The following is a 23,401-nucleotide window of genomic DNA, read 5'->3' on the forward strand; positions in this document are numbered from 1 at the left end:
TCCTATTGGAACCATTTGATCGGGTTGACCACGTCGGCGGTGACGGTCAACAGCACGAAGCCGACGACCACCACCAACACTACGTAGGTGGCCGGCATCAGCTTGACGTAGTTGACCGGCGCCGCGGCGGCCATGCCCCGAACCGACCGGATCATGTTGCGGACCTTCTCGAAGACGGCAACGGCGATGTGGCCGCCGTCGAACGGCAGCAGCGGAACCAGGTTCACCACCGCCAGCACGAAATTCAGCTGCGCCAGGATGAACCAGAAAACCACCCACAGCCCGTGGTCGACGGTTTCGCCGCCGATCCGCGACGCGCCGACCACGCTGATCGGGGTGTCCTTGTCGCGTTGCCCCCCGCCCACGGCTTGGACCAGCGGACCGATCTTGCTCGGGATGGCCGCCAGCGACTTGCCCAGGACGACGGCCAGGTCGCCGGTGAACGTGAACGTGGCAGGGACGGCCGTCAACGCGTTGTAATGCGTCGGCTCGACCTGCGCCGGGCCCACCCCGATGGCGCCGACCCTCGACGCCTTGTCGGTGTTGTCGAGGTAACGCTGGGTAGCTACGACGTCGACCGTCACGGATTGCCGCTTGCCGTCGCGCTCGACCACGAATTGCGTGGGACCCGAGTGCTTGCGGATCTCGGCGGCCATCTGGTCGAAAGTGCTGACATCCTGATCGCCGACCTTGACGATCACATCGCCTGGCCGGATACCGGCCTCTCCGGCCGGGCGGGGCGCCACCGCATTGCAGGCGGGCTCCTTGTCCTTCGCTTCTTGCGGTGCGACACAAGAGATTTTGCCGACGACCGCGCGGGTGTCCGCGTGCAGGTTGGGCAGCCCCCATGCGATCGCGATGCCGTAGATCAGCACGAGCCCGATGACGACGTTGGCGGCCGGCCCGGCGAACAGCACCGCGACCCGCTTCCATACCTTCTGCTTGTACATCGCGTACGGGGCTTCGTCCGGTGTGAGTTCCTCGACCGACGTCATGCCCGCGATGTCGCAGAATCCGCCCAACGGAATCGCCTTGACGCCGTATTCGGTCGATCCGAGTTTGTTGGGCCGGCGTGTCGACCACAGCGTCGGGCCGAAGCCGACGAAGTAGCGCCGCACCTTCATTCCGGTCGCCCGCGCCACCCACATGTGGCCGCATTCGTGCAGCGCCACGGAAATCAGGATGGCGAGCGCGAACAGGGCGACGCCGGTAACGAACATCATCTGCGCTGTCAGGACCTTTCTAAGACCATGCTGGAGGCCGTTCCAGCAGCCGGGGCCGGGCTTGCCGTGGCGATCGCGCGCCGGGCTCGCTCCCGGGCCCAGCGCTGGGCATCGAGTACGTCATCCACGGTAGCGGGTTCGGCGGCCCATCGGTCGGCGACGTGCAAGACGTCGGCGATGGTGCGGACGATCGCGGGGAAGCTGATCCGGCCTTCGAGGAAGGCGGCCGCTGCCTCTTCGTTGACCGCGTTGTAGACGGCTGTCATGCAGCCGCCCAGCTGGCCGGCGTGCCGGGCCAGGTCCACCGCGGGAAACACCTCGGTGTCCAGCGGCTCGAATTCCCAGCTGGAGGCGGTAGTGAAATCACAGGCTGCAGCGGCTCCGCTTACCCGCCGGGGCCAGCCCAGCGCCAGCGAGATGGGCAGCTTCATATCGGGCGGGCTGGCCTGGGCGATCGTCGAGCCGTCGATGAACGTGACCATGGAATGGACGATCGACTGCGGGTGCACCACGACCTCGATGCGGTCGTAGGCGATGCCGAACAGCAGGTGGGTTTCGATGAGCTCGAGCCCCTTGTTGACCAGCGATGCCGAGTTCAGCGTGTTCATCGGCCCCATCGACCAGGTCGGATGAGCACCGGCCTGCTCGGGGGTGGCGCTGTCCAGCTGGGCGGCCGACCAGCCGCGGAACGGCCCGCCCGACGCGGTCAGCACCAGCTTCGCGACTTCGCCCGGCGTGCCGCCGCGCAAGCACTGGGCCAGCGCCGAGTGCTCGGAGTCGACGGGCACGATCTGGCCGGGCTGCGCCGCGGCCAGCACCAGCGGACCCCCGGCGATCAGCGATTCCTTGTTCGCCAGGGCCAGCCGGGCGCCGGACTGCAGGGCGGCCAGCGTCGGGCGCAGCCCCAGGGCACCGACCAGCGCATTGAGGACGACGTCGGCTTCGGTTTCTTCCACCAGCCGGGTCGCCGCATTGGGTCCGCAGAACGGGACGTCGCCGGCCAACCGGGCGGCCTGCTCGTCGGCGATGGCGATATTGGTCACGCCGGTCTCGGCGCGCTGCTGCAACAGCGTCTCCAGCTGCGCGCCACCGGCGGCCAACCCGACCACCTCGAAGCGGTCGGGATTGGCGGCGATGACCTCGAGAGCCTGGGTGCCGATGGAGCCGGTGCTGCCCAGCACCAGCACGCGCAGGCGGCCGTCGGCGTTTGTCACCGCATCCCCTCGTCTGTCATCTGCCTCCCGTTTGTCATCTGCCTCCCGTTTGTCATCTGCCTCCCGTTTGTCATCTGCCCATTGTGCCGCTCGGCGTCGTCGATCGGGGAGCGCGCGCCCCCGCAATCCAGGGGCCCCATCCGTGACTTCGGCGGCTGCGAATAGCCGGTATGTTGACCCTTGCACTCATAGGCCTGGTCGGGGGCCTGATCACCGGCATATCCCCCTGCATCCTGCCCGTGCTGCCGGTGATCTTCTTCTCGGGAGCGCGCACGGTCGCCGCTGAGCCGACCGCGTCAGAGGCCCCGGACGCTGTTGCGGTCGCGAGCAAACCGAAAGCTCCCCGTTCGGAGGCGCAGCGCCCGTACCGGGTGATCGGCGGGCTGGTGCTCAGCTTCAGCCTGGTCACCTTGGCGGGCACGGCGTTGTTGTCGCTGCTGCACATCCGGCAGGACGCGATCCGCTGGGTGGCGCTGGTCGCGCTGGTGGCGATCGGCGCCGGGCTGATCTTTCCCCGCTTCGAGCAGTTGCTGGAGCGGCCCTTTTCCCGCATCCCGCAAAGACAGATCCGCACCCGCGGCAACGGGTTCGGTCTGGGCCTGGCATTGGGTGTGCTCTACGTGCCCTGCGCGGGCCCGGTGCTTGCCGCCATCGTGGTCGCCGGGGCCACCTCGACGATCGGTGTCAATACCGTCGTACTCACGGCTGCGTTCGCGGTCGGTGCCGCCTTGCCGTTGTTGGTGTTCGCACTTGCGGGTCGGCAGGTGGCAGCTCGGGTGAGCGCATTTCGGCGCCGCCAGCGCGAGATCCGGATCGCGGCCGGGGTGGTGACGATCCTGCTGGCGGTGGCACTGGTGTTGGACCTGCCTGCTGTGCTGCAGCGGGCCGTCCCCGATTACACCAGCGCGTTGCAGCAACAGGTCGGCGGCTCGAACCAGCTACGGGAGAAGCTCAATCTCGGTGGCATCGTCAACGACCAGAACGCGCAACTGTCGAATTGCACCGAGGGAGCGGCCCGACTCGAAATGTGCGGCCCCGCACCAGATATCAAGGGCATCGCCGCCTGGCTGAACACTCCCGGCAACCAACCGGTCGACCTGCACTCGCTGCGCGGACGGGTGGTGCTGATCGACTTCTGGGCGTATTCCTGCATCAATTGCCAACGCGCCATCCCGCACATCGTCGGCTGGTATCAGGCCTACAAGGCTGCCGGCTTCGAGGTTATCGGCGTGCACACACCGGAGTACGCGTTCGAAAAGGTGACCGGCAATGTAGCGGCCGGGACGGCCGACCTGGGCATCAAATACCCTGTCGCGCTTGACAATAACTACTCGACGTGGACGAACTATCGCAACCGGTACTGGCCGGCCGAATATCTGATCGACGCCAACGGAACGGTGCGGCACATCAAGTTCGGTGAGGGCGACTACGACGGCGCCGAGAGACTGATCAGGCAGTTGCTGCTCGACGCGAACCCCGCGGCCAAGCTGCCCCCGCCGGTGGGGGCACCGGACAACACGCCCACCCGAGGGTTGACGCCCGAGACGTATCTGGGGGTAGGCAAGGCGATCAACTTCGCCGGCGGCGGGGTGTATGACAGTGGCTCGGCGATGTTCAGCTACCCACCGACCCAGCCGATCGACTCGTTCGCGCTGAGCGGCCCGTGGAAACTGGACTACCAGGGCGCGACGGCCGACGGCGACGGCTCCGGCATCAGGCTCGACTATCGCGCCAAGAACGTCTACATCGTCGTCGGCGGCACCGGAACCGTGACGGTGACGCGGGACGGAAAGTCGGTGACCCTACCGGTCGGCGGACCCCCGACATCGCGCCAGATCGTCGCCCGGGACCAGGTGTCGCTCGGGACGCTCGAGGTGCGCCCCAGTCGGGGGCTGCAGGTGTATTCGTTCACCTACGGCTGATCCACAAATCGCGGTGGTCAATTCAAGACCCATCCAAAGAGCATGTGGCTCCGAATCGTTCATGTCAGTCAATTCCTACTTCAGGAGCAACGCAAATGAAGACCCACAGCAGGAAACTCAAGAAGTCATGTGCGGCAACCGGTTTCGCGGCAGCCGCAGCGGTAGGTCTCGCGCTGGTCGCCAGCCCGACGGCGGTGGCCAGCCCGTCGACCAATCTCGTCGGCCCGGGCTGCACGGCCTACGCGCAGCAGGTGCCGACGGGTCCTGGATCGGTGGCCGGGATGGCGAACGACCCGGTGGCGGTGGCGGCGTCGAACAATCCGATGCTGACCACGCTGACCTCGGCGCTGTCGGGCAAGCTCAACCCGCAGGTGAACCTCGTGGACACCCTCAACAGCGGGCAGTACACGGTATTCGCTCCGACGGATCAGGCGTTCAGCAAGCTCGATGCGGCCACCGTCGATAGGCTGAAAACCGATGCGCCACTGCTGAACAAGATCCTGACCTACCACGTGGTGCAAGGTCAGCTGAGCCCGGCCCAGGTCGGCGGCACCCACAACACGCTGCAGGGCGCGTCGCTGACGGTCACCGGTTCGGGTAACAACTTGAAGGTGAACAACGCATCGGTGGTCTGCGGTGGTGTGCAAACCGCGAACGCGGTGGTGTACATGATCGACACCGTCCTGATGCCCCCCATGTAGTCACCCGTGGCAAAGTCCCCACAGCTGCGGGCGCACGATGTGCCAGAATGTCGTGAAATCTCCTATCAGGAATCCGACCGGAGGAATCGTCGTGGCCAGTACCGAAGTCGAGCACTACGACGGCGTCGACGTCGCCGAGGTGCCGTCCGCAGCGTGGGGATGGAGCCGAATCAATTACCGCACTTGGCACATCACCGCGCTGGTCATCGTCGGGTTTCTGATCGCGATGGTGCTGTTCCGCAACCACGTCGGGCACGTCGAGGACTGGTTCGTGTACGCGTTCGCAGCACTGACACTCGTCGTAGTGATTCGTGACCTCTGGGGTCGACGGCGCGGCTGGATCAGATAGTCGCGGTTTCGTGCGCCGGCTCGGCGGCGCGGTGGATCCTGATGTCGCCGGACCCGCTGCGCACCTGCACGAGCAGGGTTTCGTCACCTTGCTGAGGGCCGTCCGCCGGCTGCAGCTGGCTGGTCACGTGTCCGGATCCGGTGGTGATGTCCAGCCGGGCCGCGGTGCCCTCGGCGACCCCGACCTCCACGTCGCCGCTGCTGCTGTGAGCCGAAACCGTGCCGGCCACCGCGGCGACGACGTCCACCGAGCCGGACGCGGAGCGTGACTTCACACTGCCGCGCAGCCGGTCCACCGTCAGCGAACCGCTGGCAGCCTTGAACCTCAGATTGCCGTCGAGGTCGCCGATCGCCACACTGCCCGAGGCCGTCGCGATGGACGCGTTGCCGTGCACGGCCCGCACGCTGACCGATCCAGATGCACTGGTGGCCTTCAGCTTTCCGGCCACACTGTCGATTTCCACCTCACCGCTGGCGCCCGAGAACCGAACGTCGGCGTATTCGCCTTCGGCGCGCAAGCTGGCCGATGCCACCGATACGTGCAGACGCGATCCGGCCGGCAATCCGATCTCGATATCGGTGTCTCCGCCGAGAAAGCGCGGCAAGCCGCGTTTGGGAGCGGTGACCGAGAGCTTCCCGTCGCGGAAGTCCACGCGGGTGTGTTCGGCCGTCCAGACGTCGGAACCACGTGATTCGTCGCAGGGGCGCACCGCGACGACGGTATCGCCGCGATCGGTCGCGGCGATGCGCACCGAACCACCGGCGGCTTCGATCCACGCGTCGATCGCCGTGGGGGTCTGGAAAGTCGGCATTTTCAGTCTCCTGTTTGTTGAAGTTGTCAGCGCACCCAGCCGGTGACGCGGCGTCCGCCGCTACGGCCTGGGCCGTGCTGACTGCCCGGGTGAGCGGCTCCCTGGCTGGCCAGGGCAGCGGCGCGGACCAGCCAGGCGTTTATCGATGCGCCCTCGCGTCGAGCGGCGCCCTCGACCACTGTGCGCAGCCCTTCGGGAAGCCGCAGAGTGACGCGCCAGGTTCCGCCGTCGTCGTCGTATTGGGCGCCGAACAGATGGTTGGCGTTGTCGGTGTCCCCGGGCCCCTCGTCGACGGGGGCGCTGACGATGAACTCGGGGTCACGCCCGCGCAGCCGGACCTCTACGGAGCCCGGCGCCAGCTCACCGGTGATCTCTTCGGCGGCGGCCGACAGCACTTCCAGCAGTGCCAGCCGGACGGCCGAATCCAGCGGGGCACTCAGCCGGTCGGCCAGTTCCTGGGCAGCGGGACCGCCGGCCGCCGCGGCCACGCTCAGCTCGTGACGGACAGCGTCGACATAGGGTTGCAGATCCATGGTGTCATGATGACACTATCCTGACGTCATAGCAAGTGTCATTCTGGTGCGATGGTGGCGTCAGGCTTTGCGGCGCACGCGGCGGTACCAGGCGCCCGCGACGACGCAGCCGACCAGTACGAGCAAAGCGACCACCCACGGCCATCCGCCGTGCTGGTGCACCCAGCCGGCCAGCGCACCTTGCAGGCGTCCGGCGGCGGTGATCACCCTGTCCTGGGGGTGCGCGTGCGCACTGAACAGGCGGACCTCGTAAAGGCCGTAGTAGGCCACATACAGTCCGACGATCGCCAACAGCGCGCCGCCAACCCGGGTGACGAGGGGCAGGATTCGCCGCAGGCGGTCGGCCAGCGCCGAGCTCGCCGTAGCGGCAGCCACCGCAAGGACGCCGACGACCAAGGTCAGCCCGGCCACATACGCCACGTAGATGGCCACTGTTCCGAGGACCGAACCGCCCCGCAACCCGGCCCCCGTTACCGCGAGAAACGGCCCGATGGTGCACGAGAGCGACGCGATCGCGTAGCTGACGCCGTACCCGTACATGGAGCCCAACCGGGCCGTAGGGGCCCACCGCGCACCGAGCGGTCGCAACACCGCCAGCCTTCGGCCCACCAGCAACCACACCCCGAGGCCCAGGAGCACCGCACCGACTACCACCGTGGCGTAAGGGAGGTAACGCTGTACCGTCGCGGCTGCCGATATGGTCAGCGCTCCGAACAATCCGAACACCGTCAAAAAGCCGAGCGCCATTCCGGCGGTGGCCGCCAGCGCCCGCCCCAACGGCGCCGATGCCCGCAGCAGGGCCGGACCGGTTCGATTCGCCGGTGATTGTTCGCCGGACTGCTGCCCGCGTACCACCAGAAGTAGGTACGCGGGCAGCATGGCAAACCCACAGGGGTTCAGCGCTGCCACCAGCCCGGCGGCGAAGGCCAGACCGATCAGGCCGTGGTTCACTGGACGTTCAGCAAGTCAGGACGTCAGGGCCGCAACCCGGCCGGACAACTCCTGTTGCGACATCGCCGACGTCGGGTTGTTGACGAACGTCGAACTGCCATCCGCCCGGTAGAACACGTATGCCGGCTGCCACGGCACGTTGTACCGGGCCCAGATCGAACCGTCGGCGTCGTTGAGATTGGTGAAGTCCAGGTGATACTTGGAGACAAAGTCTTGCATCGCACCAACTTCCGAGTGAGCCGCGATACCGACGAAGGCTACTCCCGGGTTGGCTGCGGATACCTGGCTGACGCTGGGAGCTTCGGCGTTGCAGAACGGGCACCACGGCGTCCAGAACCACAGCACCGCAGGCTTGCCCTGCAGAGTCGCGCCGCTGAACGGCGCACCGCTGAGGGTGCTTCCGGTGAACTGCAGACGGTCATCCGCGGCTGCCGCCCGCGGAGCGCTTACCAACGCAAAAAACAACGCGACCGCAAAGGCGGCCGCGGCAAACAACCTGAGCGGGGACATCAAGCGAAGAATCATGACATACCTCATTTGCTGGTCGGATGTCTTGGATGACGTGCCAGCCGCCAGTTTGGTTCATTGCCGGTCGGCGGCATCGAGACTGCGGTGACGGCGTGGTTGAGGCGGCTTTAAGCGCCCTCAGCGCAGCCTGGACGCCACGATTGCAGGCTCGATGCTCCGGCTCACTTCCCTTCGAAAGCCAGCTGGCCACATGCGGCGCTGATTTCGCGGCCGCGCGTATCGCGAACCGTGCAGGACACTCCGTTCGACCGGACCCGTCGGACGAATTCGCGCTCCACCGCCTTCGGGCTGGCGTCCCAGTCGCTGCCCGGGGTCGGATTGAGCGGGATCAGGTTCACATGCACCAGCGGCCCCAGCACCCGATGCAACCGCTTACCGAGCAAGTCGGCCCGCCACGGTTGATCGTTGACATCACGAATCAGTGCGTACTCGATGGATATCCGCCGGCCGGTCAGCTCGGCGTAGTAGCGGGCGGCGTCCAGGGCTTCAGCGATCTTCCACCGGTTGTTGACCGGAACCAGCGTGTCGCGCAGCTCGTCGTCGGGCGCGTGCAGCGACAACGCCAGCGTCACACCGAGCCGCTCGTCGGCGAGCTTTCGGATCGCCGGAGCCAATCCCACCGTCGACACCGTCACCGACCGCGCCGAGATTCCGAAACCGGAACGCTCCGTGATGCGCCGGACGGCGGCCAGCACCCTGGGGTAGTTGGCGAGCGGCTCCCCCATCCCCATGAAAACCACGTTCGACAGCCGTTGACCGCCGAAGTCGTCGCGCAGCGCCGCGGCAGCGGCACGCACCTGCTCGAGGATTTCCGCAGTCGACAGGTTGCGGTTCAAACCGCCCTGGCCCGTCGCGCAGAACGGGCAGGCCATCCCGCAGCCCGCTTGCGAAGAGATGCATACCGTGTTCCGCTGCGGGTAGCGCATCAGCACCGATTCAAAGGTGGTGCCAGCAGGGTCGTTGACGGCCCGCCACAACGTCTTTCGGGTCTGACCGGCATCGCAGGTGACTTCGGCGGCCGCCGTGAGCAGGGTCGGGAACATGGTCTCGGCGACGCGGTCGCGAACACCGGCAGGAAGGTCGGTCATCTGCCGGGGATCGGCGGTGAGCCGGCCGTAGTAATGGTGTGCGAGCTGCTTGGCCCGAAACGCCGGCAGGCCCAGTTCGGCGACGACGGACGCGCGGCCCTCCGCGTCGAGGTCGGCGAAGTGCCGCGGCGGCTTGCCCCGGCGCGGCGCATCGAAGATCAATTCTTGGACCATGACCTGTCCAGTATCAGGGAAGCAGCGTGAACACGGTCCAGGTCGCCACGGCCGACGGCAGCACCCCGTCCAGCCGATCCATCAGTCCGCCGTGCCCGGGCAGCAGTCGGCCCATGTCCTTGATGCCGAGGTCACGCTTGACCTGGGACTCCACCAGATCGCCGAGCGTGCAGGTCAACACCAGCAGCAGACCCAGCAACGCGCCAACCCACAGCTCGCGGTGGGCCAGGAAATGTACCGTCAGGATCGTTGCGGTGATCCCGAACACCAGCGAACCGGCGAATCCCTCCCAGGACTTCTTCGGGCTGATTTTGGGAACCATCGGGTGCTTGCCGAATAGGACGCCCACGGCATAGCCGCCCACGTCGGATGCGACCACCGCGATCATCAGGCAGAATACCCGGGCCCACCCGTCTTTCGGGTAGACCAGCAGGGCGGCGAACGAACCGAACAGCGGTACCCACGCGGCCAGGAATATGGTGGCCGACGTGTCACGCAGATAGTTCGACGGCGGCGCACCGGAGGCATCCTGTGTGCGGTTGTCCTGCATGAACAGCCGCCAGATCATGCAGACCACCACCATGCCGCCGAAGCCGGCCAACGCGCCGACCGCGTGGTGCCACCAGGTCAGCCAGATGGTGACCTGCCCGCCGATCAGCAACGGGATGATCGGAATCAGGTATCCCTGTTCGCGCAGTCGCCGGACGACCTCATGGGTGGCCACCAGGGCGGCGGCGGAGCACAAAACCACCCACCAGCGCGGAACGAACAACAGAGTCGCGATGAGAACGCCGCCGATACCTGCGCCGACCGCGATCGCGGCGGGTAGGTTGCGTCCAGCACGCGACGTTCTCTTGGCCGGCTTCCGCGAGGTCTGATCGTCCCCCGGCGGCTCGTCGGGCGGACTGCCGGTACCGGCATCGGTGGTTGCCACGGGCGGAGACGGACTTGGCTGCTGCTGGGGACCGCTAGACCTCCAGCAGCTCGCCTTCTTTGTGTTTGACCAACTCGTCGATCTGGTTGACGTAGTTGTGCGTGGTCTTGTCGAGATCTTTCTCCGCCCGGCCTACCTCGTCTTCGCCGGCCTCGCCGTCCTTGCGGATGCGATGCAGCTCCTCCATCGCTTTGCGGCGGATGTTGCGCACCGAGACGCGTGCTTCCTCACCTTTGTGTTTGGCCTGCTTGACCAGTTCGCGACGCCGTTCCTCGGTGAGCTGAGGTACCGCCACCCGGATGAGCGTGCCGTCGTTGGTGGGGTTCACACCCAAGTCGGAATTGCGGATCGCGGTCTCGATGGCGTGCAGTTGATTCGCCTCATACGGCTTGATCACGACGAGCCTCGCTTCGGGAACGTTGATGCTGGCCAGCTGGGTGATCGGGGTGTTGGTGCCGTAGTAGTCGATGGTGATCCGGGAGAACATGCCCGGGTTGGCGCGACCGGTCCGGATGGTCGACAAATCGTCACGGGCCACCGACACGGCCTTTTCCATTCTCTCCTCGGCGTCGAAGAGAGCCTCTTCTATCATTTGCGCCGCTCCTTCTCAGGTGGTGACCAGCGTTCCGATCTTCTCACCAGCGACCGCACGGGCGATATTGCCATCGGTCAGCAGATTGAACACCAGAATCGGCATGCCATTGTCCATGCATAGACTGAACGCGGTGGCATCGGCCACCCGCAGGCCGCGGTCGATGACCTCGCGGTGACTGATCGCGGTGAGCAGTTCGGCCTGCGGGTTCACCCGCGGGTCCTCGGCGAACACCCCGTCGACCGCCTTGGCCATCAAGACCACGTCCGCGCCGATCTCCAGTGCCCGCTGGGCTGCCGTGGTGTCCGTCGAGAAATACGGCAGGCCCATGCCGGCGCCGAAGATGACCACCCGCCCCTTCTCCAGGTGGCGGACCGCCCGCAACGGCAGGTAGGGCTCGGCCACCTGGCCCATGGTGATCGCGGTCTGGACCCGGGTGACAATGCCTTCCTTTTCGAGGAAGTCCTGCAGCGCAAGGCTATTCATGACGGTGCCGAGCATCCCCATGTAGTCGGATCGGGTGCGCTCCATACCGCGCTGCTGAAGCTGCGCGCCGCGGAAGAAGTTGCCGCCGCCGATGACGACCGCGACCTGCACGCCGTCGCGAACCACCTCGGCGATCTGGCGGGCCACCTGCGCCACCACATCGGGGTCCAGGCCGACCTGGCCGCCGCCGAACATCTCGCCGCCAAGCTTCAGCAACACTCGCGCATACTTGGAACGCACCCCGTTGGTGCTCGTCGGCTGGGCCTCCGTCATCTAACTCCTTGCATGAGAGTGCCAACCCGGCCACCCGCCCGGACGGCATTTGACATCCTGCCTCATCGCCGCCGTGTGGGACGGGCCGGGTGGACCATCGGCAGGGCGAACAGACAGCATGTTTGGGCGGCTGGTGGCTTGGGAATTCCGGAGCAACGCGGCGCGAAACCACGGCCTTGAGAATTAGGGCCGGTCGGCGCCGCTTTACCGGATCGATCGCCGTCGAGCGCGCCACAGGTCCCGCCAGATAGCTTGTTGGAAGGATGGGTCCGGCCCGGATGAACGGGCCGGATCCATCGACTTCTGCCGCCGACGTAGTTGTACAGCGATGGAATAGTTCCGCGGTCTACCGGGTATTCAGCGCTGCGCCGGCAGACATCTCTAGGAGATGCCCGTCCCGCAACGAAGCGGGATACCGGCATGAGGTCGGGAGATGTCCGTGGACGTTCTATTACTCACCAATGCGGACGACTTCGAGTTGGCTTTGCCGACGCTGGACTCGTTCGCGCAGACGATCCGCCAGGTGCCGCTCGGCGACCACCTTGACGCGCTGCGCTACGGCGTCGACGTTGCGATTGTCGATGCGCGCACCGATCCCGCGGCGGCACGTAAGGTGTCCCGGCGGCTGACGGCAAACCTGCCGGGTGTGGCGGTGGTGGGTGTCGTCGCGCCATCGGATTTCATGGCCGTCGACGTCGACTGGCATTTCGACGACGTGCTGCTGCCGGCCACCGGCGCGGTGGAGTTGCAGACACGGCTGCGGCTGGCCATCACCCGTCGGCGCAGCGCACTGGACGGCACCCTGAAGTTCGGTGACCTCGTCCTGCATCCGGCCAATTACACGGCGTCATTGTCGGGCAAGGAGCTGGGCCTGACGCTTACCGAGTTCAAATTGCTGAATTTCCTTGTGCAGCACGCGGGTCGCGCATTCAGCCGTACCCGCCTGATGCACGAAGTGTGGGGATATGACTGCAATGGACGGGTGCGCACCGTTGACGTCCACGTGCGGCGCCTGCGGGCCAAGCTGGGGCCCGAGTATGAGTCGATCGTCGACACCGTCCGCGGGGTGGGCTACATGGCGGTGACACCGCCGCAGCCGCAGTGGGTCGTCAGCGAACCGATATTGAGTCCGGCGCCCTCAGCGCCGCCCGACTCGATCGCGCGATAGCAGCTTTATGCGAATAGCGGCAGTGCGCGCTTGCGCGCCAGCGCGTCCATGCCCTGCTGGATGCTGTCCTGCACCTCGTGGTACTTGCCGTCCACATACTCGTCGTCCTCGACCCGAGCGGGGTCGTGGTCCAGCTCGACGGGTGGCATGAAGCGCGTCCTGATCTTGGCCGGAAGCGGCAGCTGCGGCAGAGCCGCCGGCGCGATGCCCCAGGGCAGCGAGACCGCCACCGGGAACACCTTGAGTCGCAGCAGACGGTCGAGCTTCAACACCTGCGAAAGCCGGTCACCGCGGATGAGGACGGGCATCGCGTCCGCGCCGCCGACGGTGGCGATCGGCACTATCGGCACGCCCGCCCGAATCGCCATCTTCACGAAGCCCTTGCGGCCCGCGAGGTTGGCGCGATCACGCTCAGTCCACGGGCGCAGCGAATCGACCTCGCCGCCGGGCCACAACGCCACGTCACGCCCCTGCGCCAGTGCCGTGGCGATCGCATCCGGGGCGGCCGGAAGCACGCCCATCGACCGGAAATAGCGTCCGATGGCAGGAATCGCCATCAGCGCGTCGTGCGCCGTGCCGTGCAGTGGACGGTCCTGACCGAAACGCCGCCACCATTGGATCCCAACGGTCCATGCGTCCCACACGAACGGGGCACCGGAGTGAATGCCCACCAGCAGCGCCGGCGGCGCGGGGACGTTCTCCCAGCCGTCGATCTCCATGCGGAACCAGTAGTCGACGAGCACATTCCAGAAAAACTTCTGACGTTGCAGGGTGGCTTCGTCCTGACCGCCGAGGTCCCACTGTCCGGCACGCTCGGCAACCCAGCCACTCAGCCCGCCGTCCTGCTCGCGACGCCGTTTCCGCATCGCGGCCCGCGCATCCTCGGCGTGGTGCTGCGCTTGTTTGCGAACTTTCGACGGCCGTTCATCGGTGTGAGTCATTGCGGTGGGGTACCCCAAGCGATCGCGTCTCTACACGAAGTTCCCCGCGCCACGGGCTGTGGCACGGGGAACTCGATTGCCGCGAGCTAGGAAGTGCTTACGACTGCGTCGGCGCCGCGTTAGGGGCCGGGCTGGGCGATGCACCGGGCGGGGTGCCGTTGGGCACCTGGCCGGGCGCCGAGTTCGGCGTCGCGTTCGAGGTCCACACCAGGACGTCCTGGACGCCGTCGTTGTACACGACGCTGGTGGGCGGCGAGCCGGTCACGTCGAAGTAGACCTTCCCGCTAGCCTGAGCGCCCTGAGCGATGGGCGCGGGGCTGAGCCCGTTCGGCGTCGGTGACGTGCTGATCACCCGGTACGTCTGGTTGTCGTTGGTCCGGGCGTTGAAGTTGGACACAACGGGGGTGACGGTCCCGCTGTTCGCCCGCACGGTCACGTCGGCCTGCCAGAGGTGTCCGGTAGGCGTGTAGCCGGGAACCATGACATTCGTCGGCTCGAGATCGTTGACCGTGTAGGCGGTGACAAGTGGCCCGTCGACCAGCGTTTCACTGGTACCGAGTCCCTGGATGATGGGATTCGCCGAAGCCGGTGCCGCCGTGAAAAAACCAACCGCCGCAATGCCCGCGGCAGCAAGAGCCGTCTTGGCTGAGGTCTTCACTGTGTTACCGGTGAACTTCACGTTGACTCCTTTCATTCGTGTCGTTCGAGCAGTTGTCCCGCTGTTGAGCACGCGGGTACGAAAACCGCACGGGTTGGCCGATACCCAACTGGCCGAACGCCAAACACCGATAACGCGGCGAAATGTGCTGGGGCACCGCAACTACCTGCGCAAACAATCAATTTTTCGTTATTTTTCAGTATTTTTCGCAACGTTAAGTTCCGACACTTTCTTAACATCGGCATCAAATACACCAATCCTGTAGTGCGGGCGCGGAAGCTGATTGATCGCGCAGGCGGCGGGTAGCCGAACGATGGTCGATGAATATCCATTGCCATCAGCTGAGAAGGAGATCTGTCCATGGAACGCGGAAACGCCAAACACAGCCCGCGCGAGGACGACCAACTCAAACACGAATTGAGCGGCACCCTGGCGGGCAACCGCTCCAGTCGTGCCGAGGAATGGCGTGACCCCGAGCCGCCGGCCGACGACGACACGGATGTGCCCAGCGCGGGTCCGGTGCACCCCGAATCGTGAAAATCGGGGGCGGGTTGAGTCGTCAACTACGAACTTTTGCCTTAGTCGGGGATTCGACGCGCGAGAAGAAACTCACCCAGGAATTCAGAGAGGAAGTTGTCATGAGCTTTCCACCGCAGCAGCAAGAAGTGCCCGGAATACAGGCTCGGATGAACCCCGTGCCCGATTGCGGCGAGAACAGTTATCAGGGCTCCGGAAAGCTCACCGGCAAGCGGGCGATCATCACCGGCGGCGACAGCGGGATCGGCCGCGCAGTCGCGATCGCTTTCGCCCGCGAAGGGGCCGACGTGCTGATCTCATACCTCAACGAGGACGAGGATGCGCGCGACGTGGCGCGCTATGTCGAAGCCGCCGGCCGCAAATGCGTGCTGGTTCCCGGCGATCTGTCCGACCCCGCCCATTGCCGCGCGGTGGTGGAACGCGCCGCCGAAGAGTTCGGCCAGATCGACATCCTGGTCAATAACGCGGCCTACCAGATGATGCGCAAAAGCCTCGAGGAGATCAGCGACGAAGAATGGGAGTACACCTTTCGGCTGAACGTCGGCGCCTATTTCTATCTCGTCAAGGCCGCCCTGCCGTTCATGGGCGAGGGCGCGTCGATCATCGGCAGTTCCTCCGTGAACTCCGACACGCCCAATCCCACCCTGGCGCCCTACGCGGCGACCAAGGCAGCGATCGCCAATTTCTCGGCCAGCCTCGCTCAACTGCTGGGCGACAAAGGAATTCGTGTCAACAGCGTCGCGCCTGGCCCGATTTGGACGCCGCTCATCCCCGCGACCATGCCCGCTGAAAGCGTGGAATCGTTCGGCGACAATGTGCCGCTGGGCCGCGCCGGGCAACCGGCGGAGCTGGCCCCGATCTATGTGCTGTTGGCATCCGACGAGTCCAGTTACATCTCGGGAGCACGGGTCGCGGTCACCGGCGGCCGGCCGATTCTCTGACGATTCCGCCTGCGGGCGAGCACAACTCATCAAACCAGCTGCACCCAAGCCCGTGACCCCGCGCAGGCCGGATCGAAAATGAATAGGGCGTTGAGCAACGGGTATGCGACGGAGCCAGAGTCAGCCGAAGACAGCTCGGAGAGGTTGCTATGCGAGTGGTCGTGGTCGGTGCGACGGGAAACGTCGGCACCAGCGTGGTCGAGGCCCTTGCGGCCGACGAGCAGATCGACACGATCGTGGGCATCGCGCGCCGTCGCCCGCAGTGGCAGCCGCCGAAGACGACGTGGATCCAGTCGGACATCTCGCGCGACGACCTGGTGTCCCAGTTCCGGGGCGCGGACGCCGTAGTTCAGCTGGCTTGGATCTTCCAGCCGACGCATGACGAGCTGGCCACCTGGCGCAACAACGTGCTCGGCAGCATTCGCGTGTTCGAGGCCGCCGCCCAAGCCGGAGTAGGGGCGCTGGTGTATTCCTCCTCAGTCGGCGCCTACTCCCCCGGGCCGCAGGATCGTGGTATCGACGAATCGTGGCCTACCCACGCACTTTCCACAGCGGCCTATGGTCGTGAGAAGTCGTATCTGGAGCGGGTGCTCGACACCTTCGAGCGCGACCATCCCGAGATGCGGGTGGTGCGGCTGCGGCCGGGTTTCATCTTCAAACGCGAGTCGGCAGCGGCTCAGCGCCGCCTGTTCGCGGGCCCGCTCGTGCCCACCACGCTGCTACGGCCGGCCCTGCTGCCGATAGTCCCGGATCTGCCCGGCCTGCGACTGCAGGCTTTGCATTCCCGAGACGCGGGGCAGGCATTCCGGCTGGCCGTAGTCCGCCCGGTGCGCGGCGCGTTCAACATCGCAGCTGATCCCGTCCTGGACGCGCGCACGCTTGGTGAGTTGCTCGGCGCGCGGCCCGTCAAAGCACCGGTGTGGCCGGTCCGAGCGGCGGTTGCGGCCGCCTGGAAGCTTCATCTGGTACCAGCCAGCCCCACGTTGCTCGACCTCGCGCTGAGCCTGCCGCTGATGGACGTCACGCGGGCCCGCACCGAACTCGGCTGGACGCCGACGCTGACTTCGCTCGACGCGATACGCGAGTTCCTTGACGGCCTGCGCGCAGGCAACGGGATGAACACGCCGCCACTCGAGCCGACCGCCGGCGGACGGTTCCGCGGGAAAGAAGTGGCCAGCGGGGTCGGCCAGCGAGCAACCCCATAACGGGTGACGCGCGGCCCAATTGCCATCAGAATCCCCGGTTTTCGCCCAACTCGTCGACGATCGCGCTTTCGCTGTCGATGTCCTTCGCGGATTCGGCACGGCCCGGCCTCGTATGTGTCCGGAGCGCTGCGGCCTTGCCGGGATCCCGAACCACGTCGCCCTCGTCGACGATGCTCACCGATGCGAGCACCTGGTCGAGGTTGTTATAGGTCTCGGCCGGGATCGCCCGTAATGCGCTTAGTGTGTCGTCGTCGCCGCGGTGGGGCCGGCGGCATCCAGCAGTTCGTGTTTGCCAGCCGGAAAATCCACGTCGCTGAGGCAGTCCCGAAGCCGACCGCGGGTGGTGGATGCAACCATGAGTCTCGGAGTGCCGCACGCACCCCCACCTAAACCCGGACGGATGAGAGCGTGGTTCAACGTCCTCGCACTCGGCGGTTTTCCTTCATGATCGCCTCGACCAACTCCGACTTGGTCATCGTCGACCTGCCACGCACATCGAGCCGGCGCGCGACGTCGAGCAGATGCCTTTTGCTGGCGTTGGCATTCACGCCCTCAGCTGAGCGGCCGGTGTTGTGCAGACCTCCACCCTCGGCGAGTTCGTCCGAAGGTCCTTTCTCCTCCTTGGGCTCCCAATGGTCACCGACTTTTTCGAAGCTGTGCTTGAGCGCGGAGTAGGCCACCCGATGTGCCCGCTCCTCGCTGCCATACTGCTCGGCCGCGGCGTCATGCGCTTTGCCGAAAGTACGCTGCGCCTTGGCGTTGGACCGCTGCAGGGTGCTCGGCATCTCGCTCTTCTTCGGCTGGCCGGATTTGGTCGTCTTGGGCATCCGGCATGATTACCCCATGCCGCTCGGCGCCAATCCGCGGATATGTCAATATCGTTGACATGGGTCAGGCCGAAGACGCCCCGCTGGGCTACCTGCTCTACCGCGTGGCGGCCGCGCTGAGACCGGAGGTTTCCACCGTGCTGCGCCCGCTCGGCCTCACCCTGCCCGAATTCGTTTGCCTGCGCGCACTTTCGATGTCTCCGGGATTGTCCAGCGCCGAATTGGCCCGCAACGCCAACGTCACACCTCAGGCGATGAACACCGTGCTGCGCAAGCTGGAAAACGTTGGCGCAGTAGCGCGGCCGGAATCGGTGTCGTCGGGACGGGCGCTACCGGCCACCCTGACCGCTGCCGGCCGGGCCCTGCTCAAGCGCGCCGAGGCCGCCGTCCAGGTCGCCGATGCCCGCATCCTGGCCAAGCTGACCGCGGCCCAGCAGCGCGAGTTCAAACGCATGCTCGGCAGGCTGGGCTCCGACTGAGCAATCAATCTTGGATGCGCGCCCACGGTCGCGCTTCTTCGAGCTCATAGGCCAGTTCCAGCAACCGTGCCTCGCCGCCGACATCGGCCGACAACATCATTCCCACCGGCAGGCCGTTCGCCGATTGCGCCAGCGGCAGCGAAATCGCGGGTTCGCCGGTGACGTTCTGCAGTGGAGTGAAAGCGACCCAGCTGGTCAGCCGCTCCAGCAACCGGTCGTAGTCGGTGGGCGCCAGGTAACCGACCGGCGGCGTCGGATCGGCGAGCGTGGGGGTGAGCAAGACATCGTGCGTGCCGAAGAACTGAGCGCTGCGCCGTCGCAGCGTGCGCAGCCGCGCGATCGCCGTCGGCAGCCGGTGCATGTTGCGTCTGGTGTGACGGGCCAACCCCAAGGTGAAGTTGTCCAGCCGGGTGCGGTCGAAGGTTTTGCCGAACCTGCGGCGGCCGATGCCGACCTGCGCCAGCGCCAAAAAGCCCCAGTACATGACGAAGTCGTCGACGAAGCTGGTCGGCACCCAGGTGTCCACGTGCTCGACCCGGTGCCCCAGTTCCTCGAGCAGCCCGGCCGTCTTCAGCGTCAGCTCGCGCAGCTCGGGGCTGCAATCGCGCAGGATCGATCGCGTCACCACGGCGATCCGCAACCGCTGCTTGCCGGGTCGCATGACGTCGCCCACCGGCGGCAGCTTGGGGTTGAGCCACATGCGCTCGGCCTCCCGGTAGAACGCAGCGGTGTCACGCACCGAGCGGGTCAGCACACCGTTGGCGACGATGCCCACCGGCAGCCGGCGATATTCGGGGTCCAGCGGCAACCGCCCGCGTGACGGCTTGAGCCCGACTAGGCCGTTGCAGGACGCCGGAATTCGGATCGACCCACCGCCGTCGTTGGCGTGCGCGATCGGCACCACCCCGGCGGCGACGAAGGCCGCCGAGCCCGACGACGAGGCGCCGGCCGTGTAGTCGGTGTTCCACGGATTGCGGACCGGCCCCAGCCGCGGGTGTTCGGCTGAAGCGCTGAACCCGAATTCCGACAACTGCGTCTTGCCCAGGCACACCGGCCCGGTGGCCAGATACACCTGGGTGAACTCGCTGTCGGCGACGGCGTCGTAGGGGCCCCAGGCGTCGGTGCCACACATGGTGGGTAGCCCAGCGACGTCGATGTTGTCCTTGATGAATGTCGGGACGCCACCAAAGAAGCCGCGTCCCAGGCCTCGCGACGCGGTGTTCCGGGCCCGCTGAAACGCTTCGTGCGCCAGGCCGTTGAGGGCCGGGTTGACGGCTTCGGCGCGCGCGATGGCCGCCTCGACCACGTCGGTCCTGCTGACCCATTCGGCGCGGATGGCGTCGGCCAGGCCGACGGCGTCCAGCTCGCCGAGGGCATCGTCGCCGAAAGCGTGGATGCGTTGCATGCCAACGACGCTAGCGGGCCGTCTAGGCCTGGCCCACCTCGAACCGGGCGAACCGCGTCACAGTCACGCCAGCCTCGTCGAGCAGGGCCTTGACGGTCTTCTTGTTGTCGGACACCGACGGCTGCTCGAGCAGCACCGCGTCCTTGAAGAAGCCGTTCAGCCGGCCCTCGACGATCTTGGGCAGCGCCTGTTCCGGCTTGCCTTCGGCCTTGGCGGTCTCCTCGGCGATGCGGCGCTCACTGGCCACGACGTCTTGCGGCACGTCGTCGCGGGACAGGTAGCGCGCCTTGAGCGCGGCGATCTGCAGCGCCACCGCGTGGGCAGCATCTTTGTCGGCGCCGTTGTATTCGACCAGGACTCCGACCGCGGGCGGCAGGTCGGCCGAGCGCCGGTGCAGGTAGGTCTCGACGGTGCCGTCGAACACCGCGACGCGGCGTAGTTCCAGCTTCTCGCCGATCTTGGCCGACAGCGCGGCGATGGCCTCTTCGACGGTAGTGGTCGCCTGGCCGCCAGAAATCGAAGCACCCTTCAGCGATTCGACGTCGGTGGCCTTGGAGGCCCCCGCGGCCGCCACAATGTCGTTGGCCAGCGCCTGGAACTCCGCGTTCTTGGCGACGAAGTCTGTCTCACAATTCAGCTCGATGAGCACGCCGTCCTTCGCGGCGACCAGGCCCTCGGCCGTCGCCCGCTCGGCGCGCTTGCCGACATCCTTGGCGCCCTTGATCCGCAGCGCCTCGACGGCCTTGTCGAAGTCGCCGTCGGTTTCCACCAGCGCGTTCTTGCAGTCGAGCATCCCGGCGCCGGTCAGCTCCCGAAGTCGCTTGACGTCAGCAGCGGTGTAGTTCGCCAATGCTCAGCCTTCCGTAGTGTTTGGTTCGGTTGCGCCCGCAGCGGGATCGGCCGGGGCCGCTGTTGCCGTGGCCGAGGCCAGCAGCTCCTGCTCCCATTCGGCCAGCGGCTCGGCGGCCAGCGAGTCCGAGGCCTCCGGCTTGCCGTCGCCGCGACCCAGGCCGGCGCGGGCCTGCAGGCCCTCGGCGACCGCGGAGGCGATCACCTTGGTCAGCAGCGCGGCCGAGCGGATGGCGTCGTCGTTGCCCGGGATCGGGTAGTCGACCTCGTCGGGGTCGCAGTTGGTGTCCAGGATCGCGATGACCGGGATGCCCAGTTTGCGGGCCTCGCCGACGGCGATGTGCTCCTTGTTGGTGTCGACGACCCAGACGGCCGAGGGCACCTTGGCCATGTCCCGGATACCGCCCAGGCTGCGCTCCAGCTTGTTCTTCTCCCGGGTCAGACCCAGGATCTCCTTCTTGGTGCGGCCCTCGAAGCCACCGGTCTGCTCCATCGCCTCGAGCTCCTTGAGGCGCTGCAGCCGCTTGTGGACGGTGGAGAAGTTAGTGAGCATACCGCCCAGCCAGCGCTGGTTCACGTAGGGCATGCCGACGCGCGTCGCTTCGGCCGCGACGGATTCTTGCGCCTGCTTCTTGGTGCCCACGAACAGCACCGTTCCACCGTGGGCGACGGTCTCTTTGACGAACTCGTACGCCTTGTCGATGAAGGTCAGTGTCTGCTGCAGGTCGATGATGTAGATGCCGTTGCGGTCGGTGAAGATGAACCGCTTCATCTTGGGATTCCAGCGACGGGTTTGATGCCCGAAGTGGGTGCCGCTGTCGAGCAGCTGCTTCATGGTTACTACGGCCATGCTGGTGCCTTACCTATGTTCGGTTGCTCGCCCGGCATCGGGTGAAGCCGGGCCCTGGCGTCTGCTGCGATGCCGAACCCGTTTTCCGGAAAACCGGGCTACGGGACCGCTCGGCGTGCGGTGCGAATTCCTGGACAGAGTCGCGGTGCAGGCGCGCGAAGTCAGCCCGCTTGAACGAGCTGCGTGCAGAAGTTTACACGTTTCATCCACAGGGGCCGATTCGGTGACTGGCCCGCCAGCGGGCGCGGCGCTGAGCTGAACCGGTGCGTTGGGTGGCGCCGATCCTGTGCTGGGCAGTTATGACGGCCGGTGCAGCGCATGCGGACGACGGGCGGCTCGACTGGCCGTTGCGGCCGCGTCCCGCCGTCGTGCGGGATTTCGATGCGCCGTCACCCGATTGGCATCGCGGGCATCGGGGCGTGGATCTGGCCGGTGTACCGGGGCAGGCGGTGTACGCCGCGGCCGGTGCGGTGGTGGTGGCTGCCGGGCAGGTCGCGGGCAGGCCGGTGGTATCGCTGGCTCATCCGAGTGGACTGCATACCAGCTACGAGCCGGTGCGGGCAGCGGTTCGGGTCGGGCAGCAGGTGAGCGAGGGCACCGTGATCGGCGAGTTGATCGCCGGCCATCCGGGTTGCCGGGCCGCGGCGTGTCTGCACTGGGGCGCCATGTGGGGTCCGGCCTCGGGCGCCGATTATGTCGATCCACTGAGCCTGCTGGAGTCGACGGCCATTCGGCTCAAGCCGCTGCGACGCTGATCCCGCTTTGCGCGTGAATCCTGCGCTGGTTGGACCCAGGATTCACACCAAAGCCGTGAGTTCACCGGCAACGCCGTCAGGCCCGCGGGTGGGCCTGATCGTGCACCGCCCGCAACCGCGACACCGCAACGTGGGTGTACAACTGCGTGGTTGCCAGGCTGGAATGGCCGAGCAACTCCTGGACGACGCGCAGGTCGGCTCCGCCCTCGAGCAGATGAGTAGCGGCGCTGTGCCGCAGCCCGTGCGGCCCGATGTCGGGCGCGCCGTCAACGGCCGCGACGGTTTCGTGCACCACTGTGCGCGCCTGGCGTACGTCGAGCCGGCGCCCCCGGCTACCCAGCAACAGCGCCGGCCCGGACTCGGGCGTGACCAGCGCGGGACGCCCGTGCTCCAGCCACGCGCGCAGCGCCTCGGCGGCCGGCCGGCCGAACGGCACAGTGCGTTGCTTGTTGCCCTTGCCGAGCACGCGTATCAGCCGATGGTCGGAGTCGATGTCGTCGACGTCGAGGCCGCACAGTTCGCTCACCCGGATCCCGGTGGCATAGAGCAGCTCGACGATCAGCCGGTCCCGCAGCGCCAGCGGATCGCCCTGCTGGGCACCCGATTTCGCGGCCGACATGGCGGCCAGGGCCTGGTCCTGTCGCAATACCGCCGGCAGCGTGCGGTGTGCCTTCGGCACTTGCAGCCGGACGGCGGGGTCACTGGCCAGCAGGCCGCGCCGGTGGGCCCACGCGGTGAACGCCTTGATCGCCGAGGTGCGCCGGGCCAGCGTCGTGCGCGCGGCCCCCGCGCCGGCCGCGGTGGCCAGCGTCGACCGCAGCATCTGCAGGCTCAGCGCGTCCAGGTCCAGGTCGCGCGCGGCGAGAAACGCCAGCAGCGACCGCACATCACCCAGATAGGCCCGACGTGTGTGCGCCGACCGGTTGCACTGCAGCCTCAGATACTCGTCGAATTCCTCGAGCACAGCCTCGCTCTTGTCCGGCATGTCCCTACCGTCGCAGGCGATG

The 23,401-nt window shown here is 66.6% G+C and carries 27 protein-coding genes and 1 pseudogene; 10 read left to right on the top strand and 18 right to left on the bottom strand.

What is annotated here, in order from left to right; all coding sequences use genetic code 11:
* Nucleotides 1–2: 2 nt before the first annotated feature.
* Nucleotides 3–1,223: an RIP metalloprotease gene (locus A9W99_RS10760; RefSeq protein ID WP_067376762.1), complete on the bottom strand. Its 1,221-nt coding sequence runs from the start codon at nt 1,221–1,223 to the stop codon at nt 3–5.
* A gap of 8 nt (nt 1,224–1,231) precedes the next feature.
* Nucleotides 1,232–2,437 carry a 1-deoxy-D-xylulose-5-phosphate reductoisomerase gene (gene dxr / locus A9W99_RS10765; protein WP_067376765.1) on the bottom strand — a complete coding sequence of 402 codons (1,206 nt, stop codon included), beginning with the start codon at nt 2,435–2,437 and terminating at the stop codon, nt 1,232–1,234.
* A 170-nt stretch (nt 2,438–2,607) separates the two neighbouring features.
* Here dxr and A9W99_RS10770 point away from each other — a divergent pair, with 170 nt between their 5' ends.
* From A9W99_RS10770 to A9W99_RS10780, 3 genes are all read left to right on the top strand, one after another.
* On the top strand, nt 2,608–4,359 hold the full coding sequence (locus A9W99_RS10770) for a cytochrome c biogenesis protein DipZ (protein ID WP_067376768.1): 1,752 nt from the start codon (nt 2,608–2,610) through the stop codon (nt 4,357–4,359).
* Between the two features lie 95 nt (nt 4,360–4,454).
* Nucleotides 4,455–5,060 (top strand): fasciclin domain-containing protein, encoded by a 606-nt coding sequence (locus tag A9W99_RS10775; protein ID WP_067376771.1) that lies wholly within the window; start codon nt 4,455–4,457, stop codon nt 5,058–5,060.
* Between the two features lie 91 nt (nt 5,061–5,151).
* Entirely contained in the window at nt 5,152–5,409 is a 258-nt protein-coding gene (locus A9W99_RS10780) for a DUF2631 domain-containing protein (protein WP_067376774.1), read from the top strand.
* On the opposite strand, the gene A9W99_RS10785 is transcribed toward A9W99_RS10780, so the two are convergent.
* The 8 genes from A9W99_RS10785 to pyrH form a co-directional block, all read right to left on the bottom strand.
* Complete coding sequence (locus A9W99_RS10785; protein WP_082929942.1) at nt 5,402–6,220, bottom strand: DUF4097 family beta strand repeat-containing protein; 819 nt, start codon at nt 6,218–6,220, stop codon at nt 5,402–5,404. The two genes, A9W99_RS10780 and A9W99_RS10785, sit on opposite strands and share 8 nt — an antisense overlap.
* A 26-nt stretch (nt 6,221–6,246) precedes the next feature.
* The gene (locus A9W99_RS10790) at nt 6,247–6,753 is read right to left on the bottom strand and encodes a histidine kinase (RefSeq protein WP_067376781.1); all 507 of its coding nucleotides are present in this window, start codon (nt 6,751–6,753) and stop codon (nt 6,247–6,249) included.
* 60 nt (nt 6,754–6,813) lie between these two features.
* Entirely contained in the window at nt 6,814–7,704 is an 891-nt protein-coding gene (locus A9W99_RS10795) for a cytochrome c biogenesis CcdA family protein (protein WP_067376784.1), read from the bottom strand.
* A gap of 15 nt (nt 7,705–7,719) precedes the next feature.
* A complete protein-coding gene (locus tag A9W99_RS10800) occupies nt 7,720–8,229 on the bottom strand; it encodes a protein disulfide oxidoreductase (protein ID WP_067376787.1) in 510 nt (169 codons plus the stop codon).
* Between the two features lie 164 nt (nt 8,230–8,393).
* Complete coding sequence (gene rlmN, locus A9W99_RS10805) at nt 8,394–9,494, bottom strand: 23S rRNA (adenine(2503)-C(2))-methyltransferase RlmN (RefSeq protein ID WP_067376790.1); 1,101 nt, start codon at nt 9,492–9,494, stop codon at nt 8,394–8,396.
* A gap of 13 nt (nt 9,495–9,507) precedes the next feature.
* Nucleotides 9,508–10,428: a phosphatidate cytidylyltransferase gene (locus A9W99_RS10810; protein ID WP_067376793.1), complete on the bottom strand. Its 921-nt coding sequence runs from the start codon at nt 10,426–10,428 to the stop codon at nt 9,508–9,510.
* A 34-nt stretch (nt 10,429–10,462) separates the two neighbouring features.
* Nucleotides 10,463–11,020, bottom strand: a complete 558-nt coding sequence (frr, locus tag A9W99_RS10815) for a ribosome recycling factor (RefSeq protein WP_067376796.1) — start codon at nt 11,018–11,020, stop codon at nt 10,463–10,465.
* 15 nt (nt 11,021–11,035) lie between these two features.
* Nucleotides 11,036–11,779: a UMP kinase gene (gene pyrH, locus A9W99_RS10820; protein WP_067376799.1), complete on the bottom strand. Its 744-nt coding sequence runs from the start codon at nt 11,777–11,779 to the stop codon at nt 11,036–11,038.
* 433 nt (nt 11,780–12,212) lie between these two features.
* Between pyrH and A9W99_RS10825 the strand changes: the two genes are divergently transcribed.
* Nucleotides 12,213–12,947, top strand: a complete 735-nt coding sequence (locus A9W99_RS10825; RefSeq protein WP_067376801.1) for a response regulator transcription factor — start codon at nt 12,213–12,215, stop codon at nt 12,945–12,947.
* A 5-nt stretch (nt 12,948–12,952) separates the two neighbouring features.
* Here A9W99_RS10825 and A9W99_RS10830 read toward each other — a convergent pair whose 3' ends face one another.
* Both A9W99_RS10830 and A9W99_RS10835 read right to left on the bottom strand, forming a co-directional pair.
* On the bottom strand, nt 12,953–13,888 hold the full coding sequence (locus tag A9W99_RS10830) for a lysophospholipid acyltransferase family protein (protein WP_067376803.1): 936 nt from the start codon (nt 13,886–13,888) through the stop codon (nt 12,953–12,955).
* A gap of 97 nt (nt 13,889–13,985) precedes the next feature.
* Complete coding sequence (locus A9W99_RS10835) at nt 13,986–14,567, bottom strand: MPT63 family protein (protein ID WP_067376857.1); 582 nt, start codon at nt 14,565–14,567, stop codon at nt 13,986–13,988.
* Here A9W99_RS10835 and A9W99_RS26820 point away from each other — a divergent pair.
* From A9W99_RS26820 to A9W99_RS10845, 4 genes are all read left to right on the top strand, one after another.
* Nucleotides 14,557–14,811, top strand: a complete 255-nt coding sequence (locus A9W99_RS26820) for a hypothetical protein (RefSeq protein WP_172828847.1) — start codon at nt 14,557–14,559, stop codon at nt 14,809–14,811. The genes A9W99_RS10835 and A9W99_RS26820 overlap by 11 nt on opposite strands.
* Before the next feature lie 95 nt (nt 14,812–14,906).
* Nucleotides 14,907–15,083 (top strand): hypothetical protein, encoded by a 177-nt coding sequence (locus tag A9W99_RS26825; protein ID WP_172828848.1) that lies wholly within the window; start codon nt 14,907–14,909, stop codon nt 15,081–15,083.
* A gap of 101 nt (nt 15,084–15,184) precedes the next feature.
* Nucleotides 15,185–16,024, top strand: a complete 840-nt coding sequence (locus A9W99_RS10840) for a glucose 1-dehydrogenase (protein WP_067376806.1) — start codon at nt 15,185–15,187, stop codon at nt 16,022–16,024.
* Nucleotides 16,025–16,173: 149 nt separating this feature from the next.
* Nucleotides 16,174–17,229 (top strand): NAD-dependent epimerase/dehydratase family protein, encoded by a 1,056-nt coding sequence (locus tag A9W99_RS10845; protein WP_067376809.1) that lies wholly within the window; start codon nt 16,174–16,176, stop codon nt 17,227–17,229.
* A gap of 25 nt (nt 17,230–17,254) precedes the next feature.
* Here A9W99_RS10845 and A9W99_RS26525 read toward each other — a convergent pair whose 3' ends face one another.
* Together A9W99_RS26525 and A9W99_RS10855 are read right to left on the bottom strand one after the other, a co-directional pair.
* Entirely contained in the window at nt 17,255–17,419 is a 165-nt protein-coding gene (locus A9W99_RS26525; RefSeq protein WP_156623050.1) for a hypothetical protein, read from the bottom strand.
* A gap of 223 nt (nt 17,420–17,642) precedes the next feature.
* Entirely contained in the window at nt 17,643–18,056 is a 414-nt protein-coding gene (locus A9W99_RS10855; RefSeq protein ID WP_067376812.1) for a ChaB family protein, read from the bottom strand.
* Nucleotides 18,057–18,115: 59 nt separating this feature from the next.
* Here A9W99_RS10855 and A9W99_RS10860 point away from each other — a divergent pair, with 59 nt between their 5' ends.
* Nucleotides 18,116–18,535 (top strand): MarR family winged helix-turn-helix transcriptional regulator, encoded by a 420-nt coding sequence (locus A9W99_RS10860; RefSeq protein ID WP_067376815.1) that lies wholly within the window; start codon nt 18,116–18,118, stop codon nt 18,533–18,535.
* Between the two features lie 4 nt (nt 18,536–18,539).
* Here the strand turns inward: A9W99_RS10860 and A9W99_RS10865 are convergent, their stop codons facing one another.
* The 3 genes from A9W99_RS10865 to rpsB are packed head-to-tail and all read right to left on the bottom strand — an operon-like array spanning nt 18,540 to nt 21,639.
* Nucleotides 18,540–19,940 carry an amidase gene (locus tag A9W99_RS10865; protein WP_067376818.1) on the bottom strand — a complete coding sequence of 467 codons (1,401 nt, stop codon included), beginning with the start codon at nt 19,938–19,940 and terminating at the stop codon, nt 18,540–18,542.
* 22 nt (nt 19,941–19,962) lie between these two features.
* Nucleotides 19,963–20,790: a translation elongation factor Ts gene (gene tsf, locus A9W99_RS10870; protein ID WP_067376821.1), complete on the bottom strand. Its 828-nt coding sequence runs from the start codon at nt 20,788–20,790 to the stop codon at nt 19,963–19,965.
* A gap of 3 nt (nt 20,791–20,793) precedes the next feature.
* Entirely contained in the window at nt 20,794–21,639 is an 846-nt protein-coding gene (rpsB, locus tag A9W99_RS10875; protein WP_067376824.1) for a 30S ribosomal protein S2, read from the bottom strand.
* Between the two features lie 281 nt (nt 21,640–21,920).
* Between rpsB and A9W99_RS10880 the strand changes: the two are divergent.
* Nucleotides 21,921–22,385 (top strand): annotated as a pseudogene (locus A9W99_RS10880) (M23 family metallopeptidase); the annotation flags it as partial.
* A gap of 85 nt (nt 22,386–22,470) precedes the next feature.
* On the opposite strand, the gene A9W99_RS10885 reads toward A9W99_RS10880, so the two are convergent.
* Nucleotides 22,471–23,379: a tyrosine recombinase XerC gene (locus tag A9W99_RS10885; protein WP_067376829.1), complete on the bottom strand. Its 909-nt coding sequence runs from the start codon at nt 23,377–23,379 to the stop codon at nt 22,471–22,473.
* Between the last annotated feature and the right edge of the window lie 22 nt (nt 23,380–23,401).

The organism is Mycobacterium sp. 1164966.3, from assembly GCF_001665395.1.
Lineage (GTDB): Bacteria > Actinomycetota > Actinomycetes > Mycobacteriales > Mycobacteriaceae > Mycobacterium.

Bases quoted from the DNA above. Each gene is read 5' to 3' on its own strand.
- A9W99_RS10770 (WP_067376768.1), top strand. From the start codon at position 2,608: ATGTTGACCCTTGCACTCATAGGCCTGGTCGGGGGCCTGATCACCGGC.
- A9W99_RS10785 (WP_082929942.1), bottom strand. From the start codon at position 6,220: ATGCCGACTTTCCAGACCCCCACGGCGATCGACGCGTGGATCGAAGCC.
- A9W99_RS10865 (WP_067376818.1), bottom strand. From the start codon at position 19,940: ATGCAACGCATCCACGCTTTCGGCGACGATGCCCTCGGCGAGCTGGAC.
- A9W99_RS10855 (WP_067376812.1), bottom strand. From the start codon at position 18,056: ATGCCCAAGACGACCAAATCCGGCCAGCCGAAGAAGAGCGAGATGCCG.
- frr (WP_067376796.1), bottom strand. From the start codon at position 11,020: ATGATAGAAGAGGCTCTCTTCGACGCCGAGGAGAGAATGGAAAAGGCC.
- A9W99_RS10840 (WP_067376806.1), top strand. From the start codon at position 15,185: ATGAGCTTTCCACCGCAGCAGCAAGAAGTGCCCGGAATACAGGCTCGG.
- A9W99_RS26825 (WP_172828848.1), top strand. From the start codon at position 14,907: ATGGAACGCGGAAACGCCAAACACAGCCCGCGCGAGGACGACCAACTC.
- A9W99_RS10760 (WP_067376762.1), bottom strand. From the start codon at position 1,223: ATGATGTTCGTTACCGGCGTCGCCCTGTTCGCGCTCGCCATCCTGATT.
- A9W99_RS10800 (WP_067376787.1), bottom strand. From the start codon at position 8,229: ATGATTCTTCGCTTGATGTCCCCGCTCAGGTTGTTTGCCGCGGCCGCC.
- pyrH (WP_067376799.1), bottom strand. From the start codon at position 11,779: ATGACGGAGGCCCAGCCGACGAGCACCAACGGGGTGCGTTCCAAGTAT.
- rlmN (WP_067376790.1), bottom strand. From the start codon at position 9,494: ATGGTCCAAGAATTGATCTTCGATGCGCCGCGCCGGGGCAAGCCGCCG.
- A9W99_RS10830 (WP_067376803.1), bottom strand. From the start codon at position 13,888: ATGACTCACACCGATGAACGGCCGTCGAAAGTTCGCAAACAAGCGCAG.
- A9W99_RS10825 (WP_067376801.1), top strand. From the start codon at position 12,213: ATGTCCGTGGACGTTCTATTACTCACCAATGCGGACGACTTCGAGTTG.
- A9W99_RS10845 (WP_067376809.1), top strand. From the start codon at position 16,174: ATGCGAGTGGTCGTGGTCGGTGCGACGGGAAACGTCGGCACCAGCGTG.
- rpsB (WP_067376824.1), bottom strand. From the start codon at position 21,639: ATGGCCGTAGTAACCATGAAGCAGCTGCTCGACAGCGGCACCCACTTC.
- A9W99_RS10885 (WP_067376829.1), bottom strand. From the start codon at position 23,379: ATGCCGGACAAGAGCGAGGCTGTGCTCGAGGAATTCGACGAGTATCTG.
- A9W99_RS10790 (WP_067376781.1), bottom strand. From the start codon at position 6,753: ATGGATCTGCAACCCTATGTCGACGCTGTCCGTCACGAGCTGAGCGTG.
- A9W99_RS10775 (WP_067376771.1), top strand. From the start codon at position 4,455: ATGAAGACCCACAGCAGGAAACTCAAGAAGTCATGTGCGGCAACCGGT.
- A9W99_RS10860 (WP_067376815.1), top strand. From the start codon at position 18,116: ATGGGTCAGGCCGAAGACGCCCCGCTGGGCTACCTGCTCTACCGCGTG.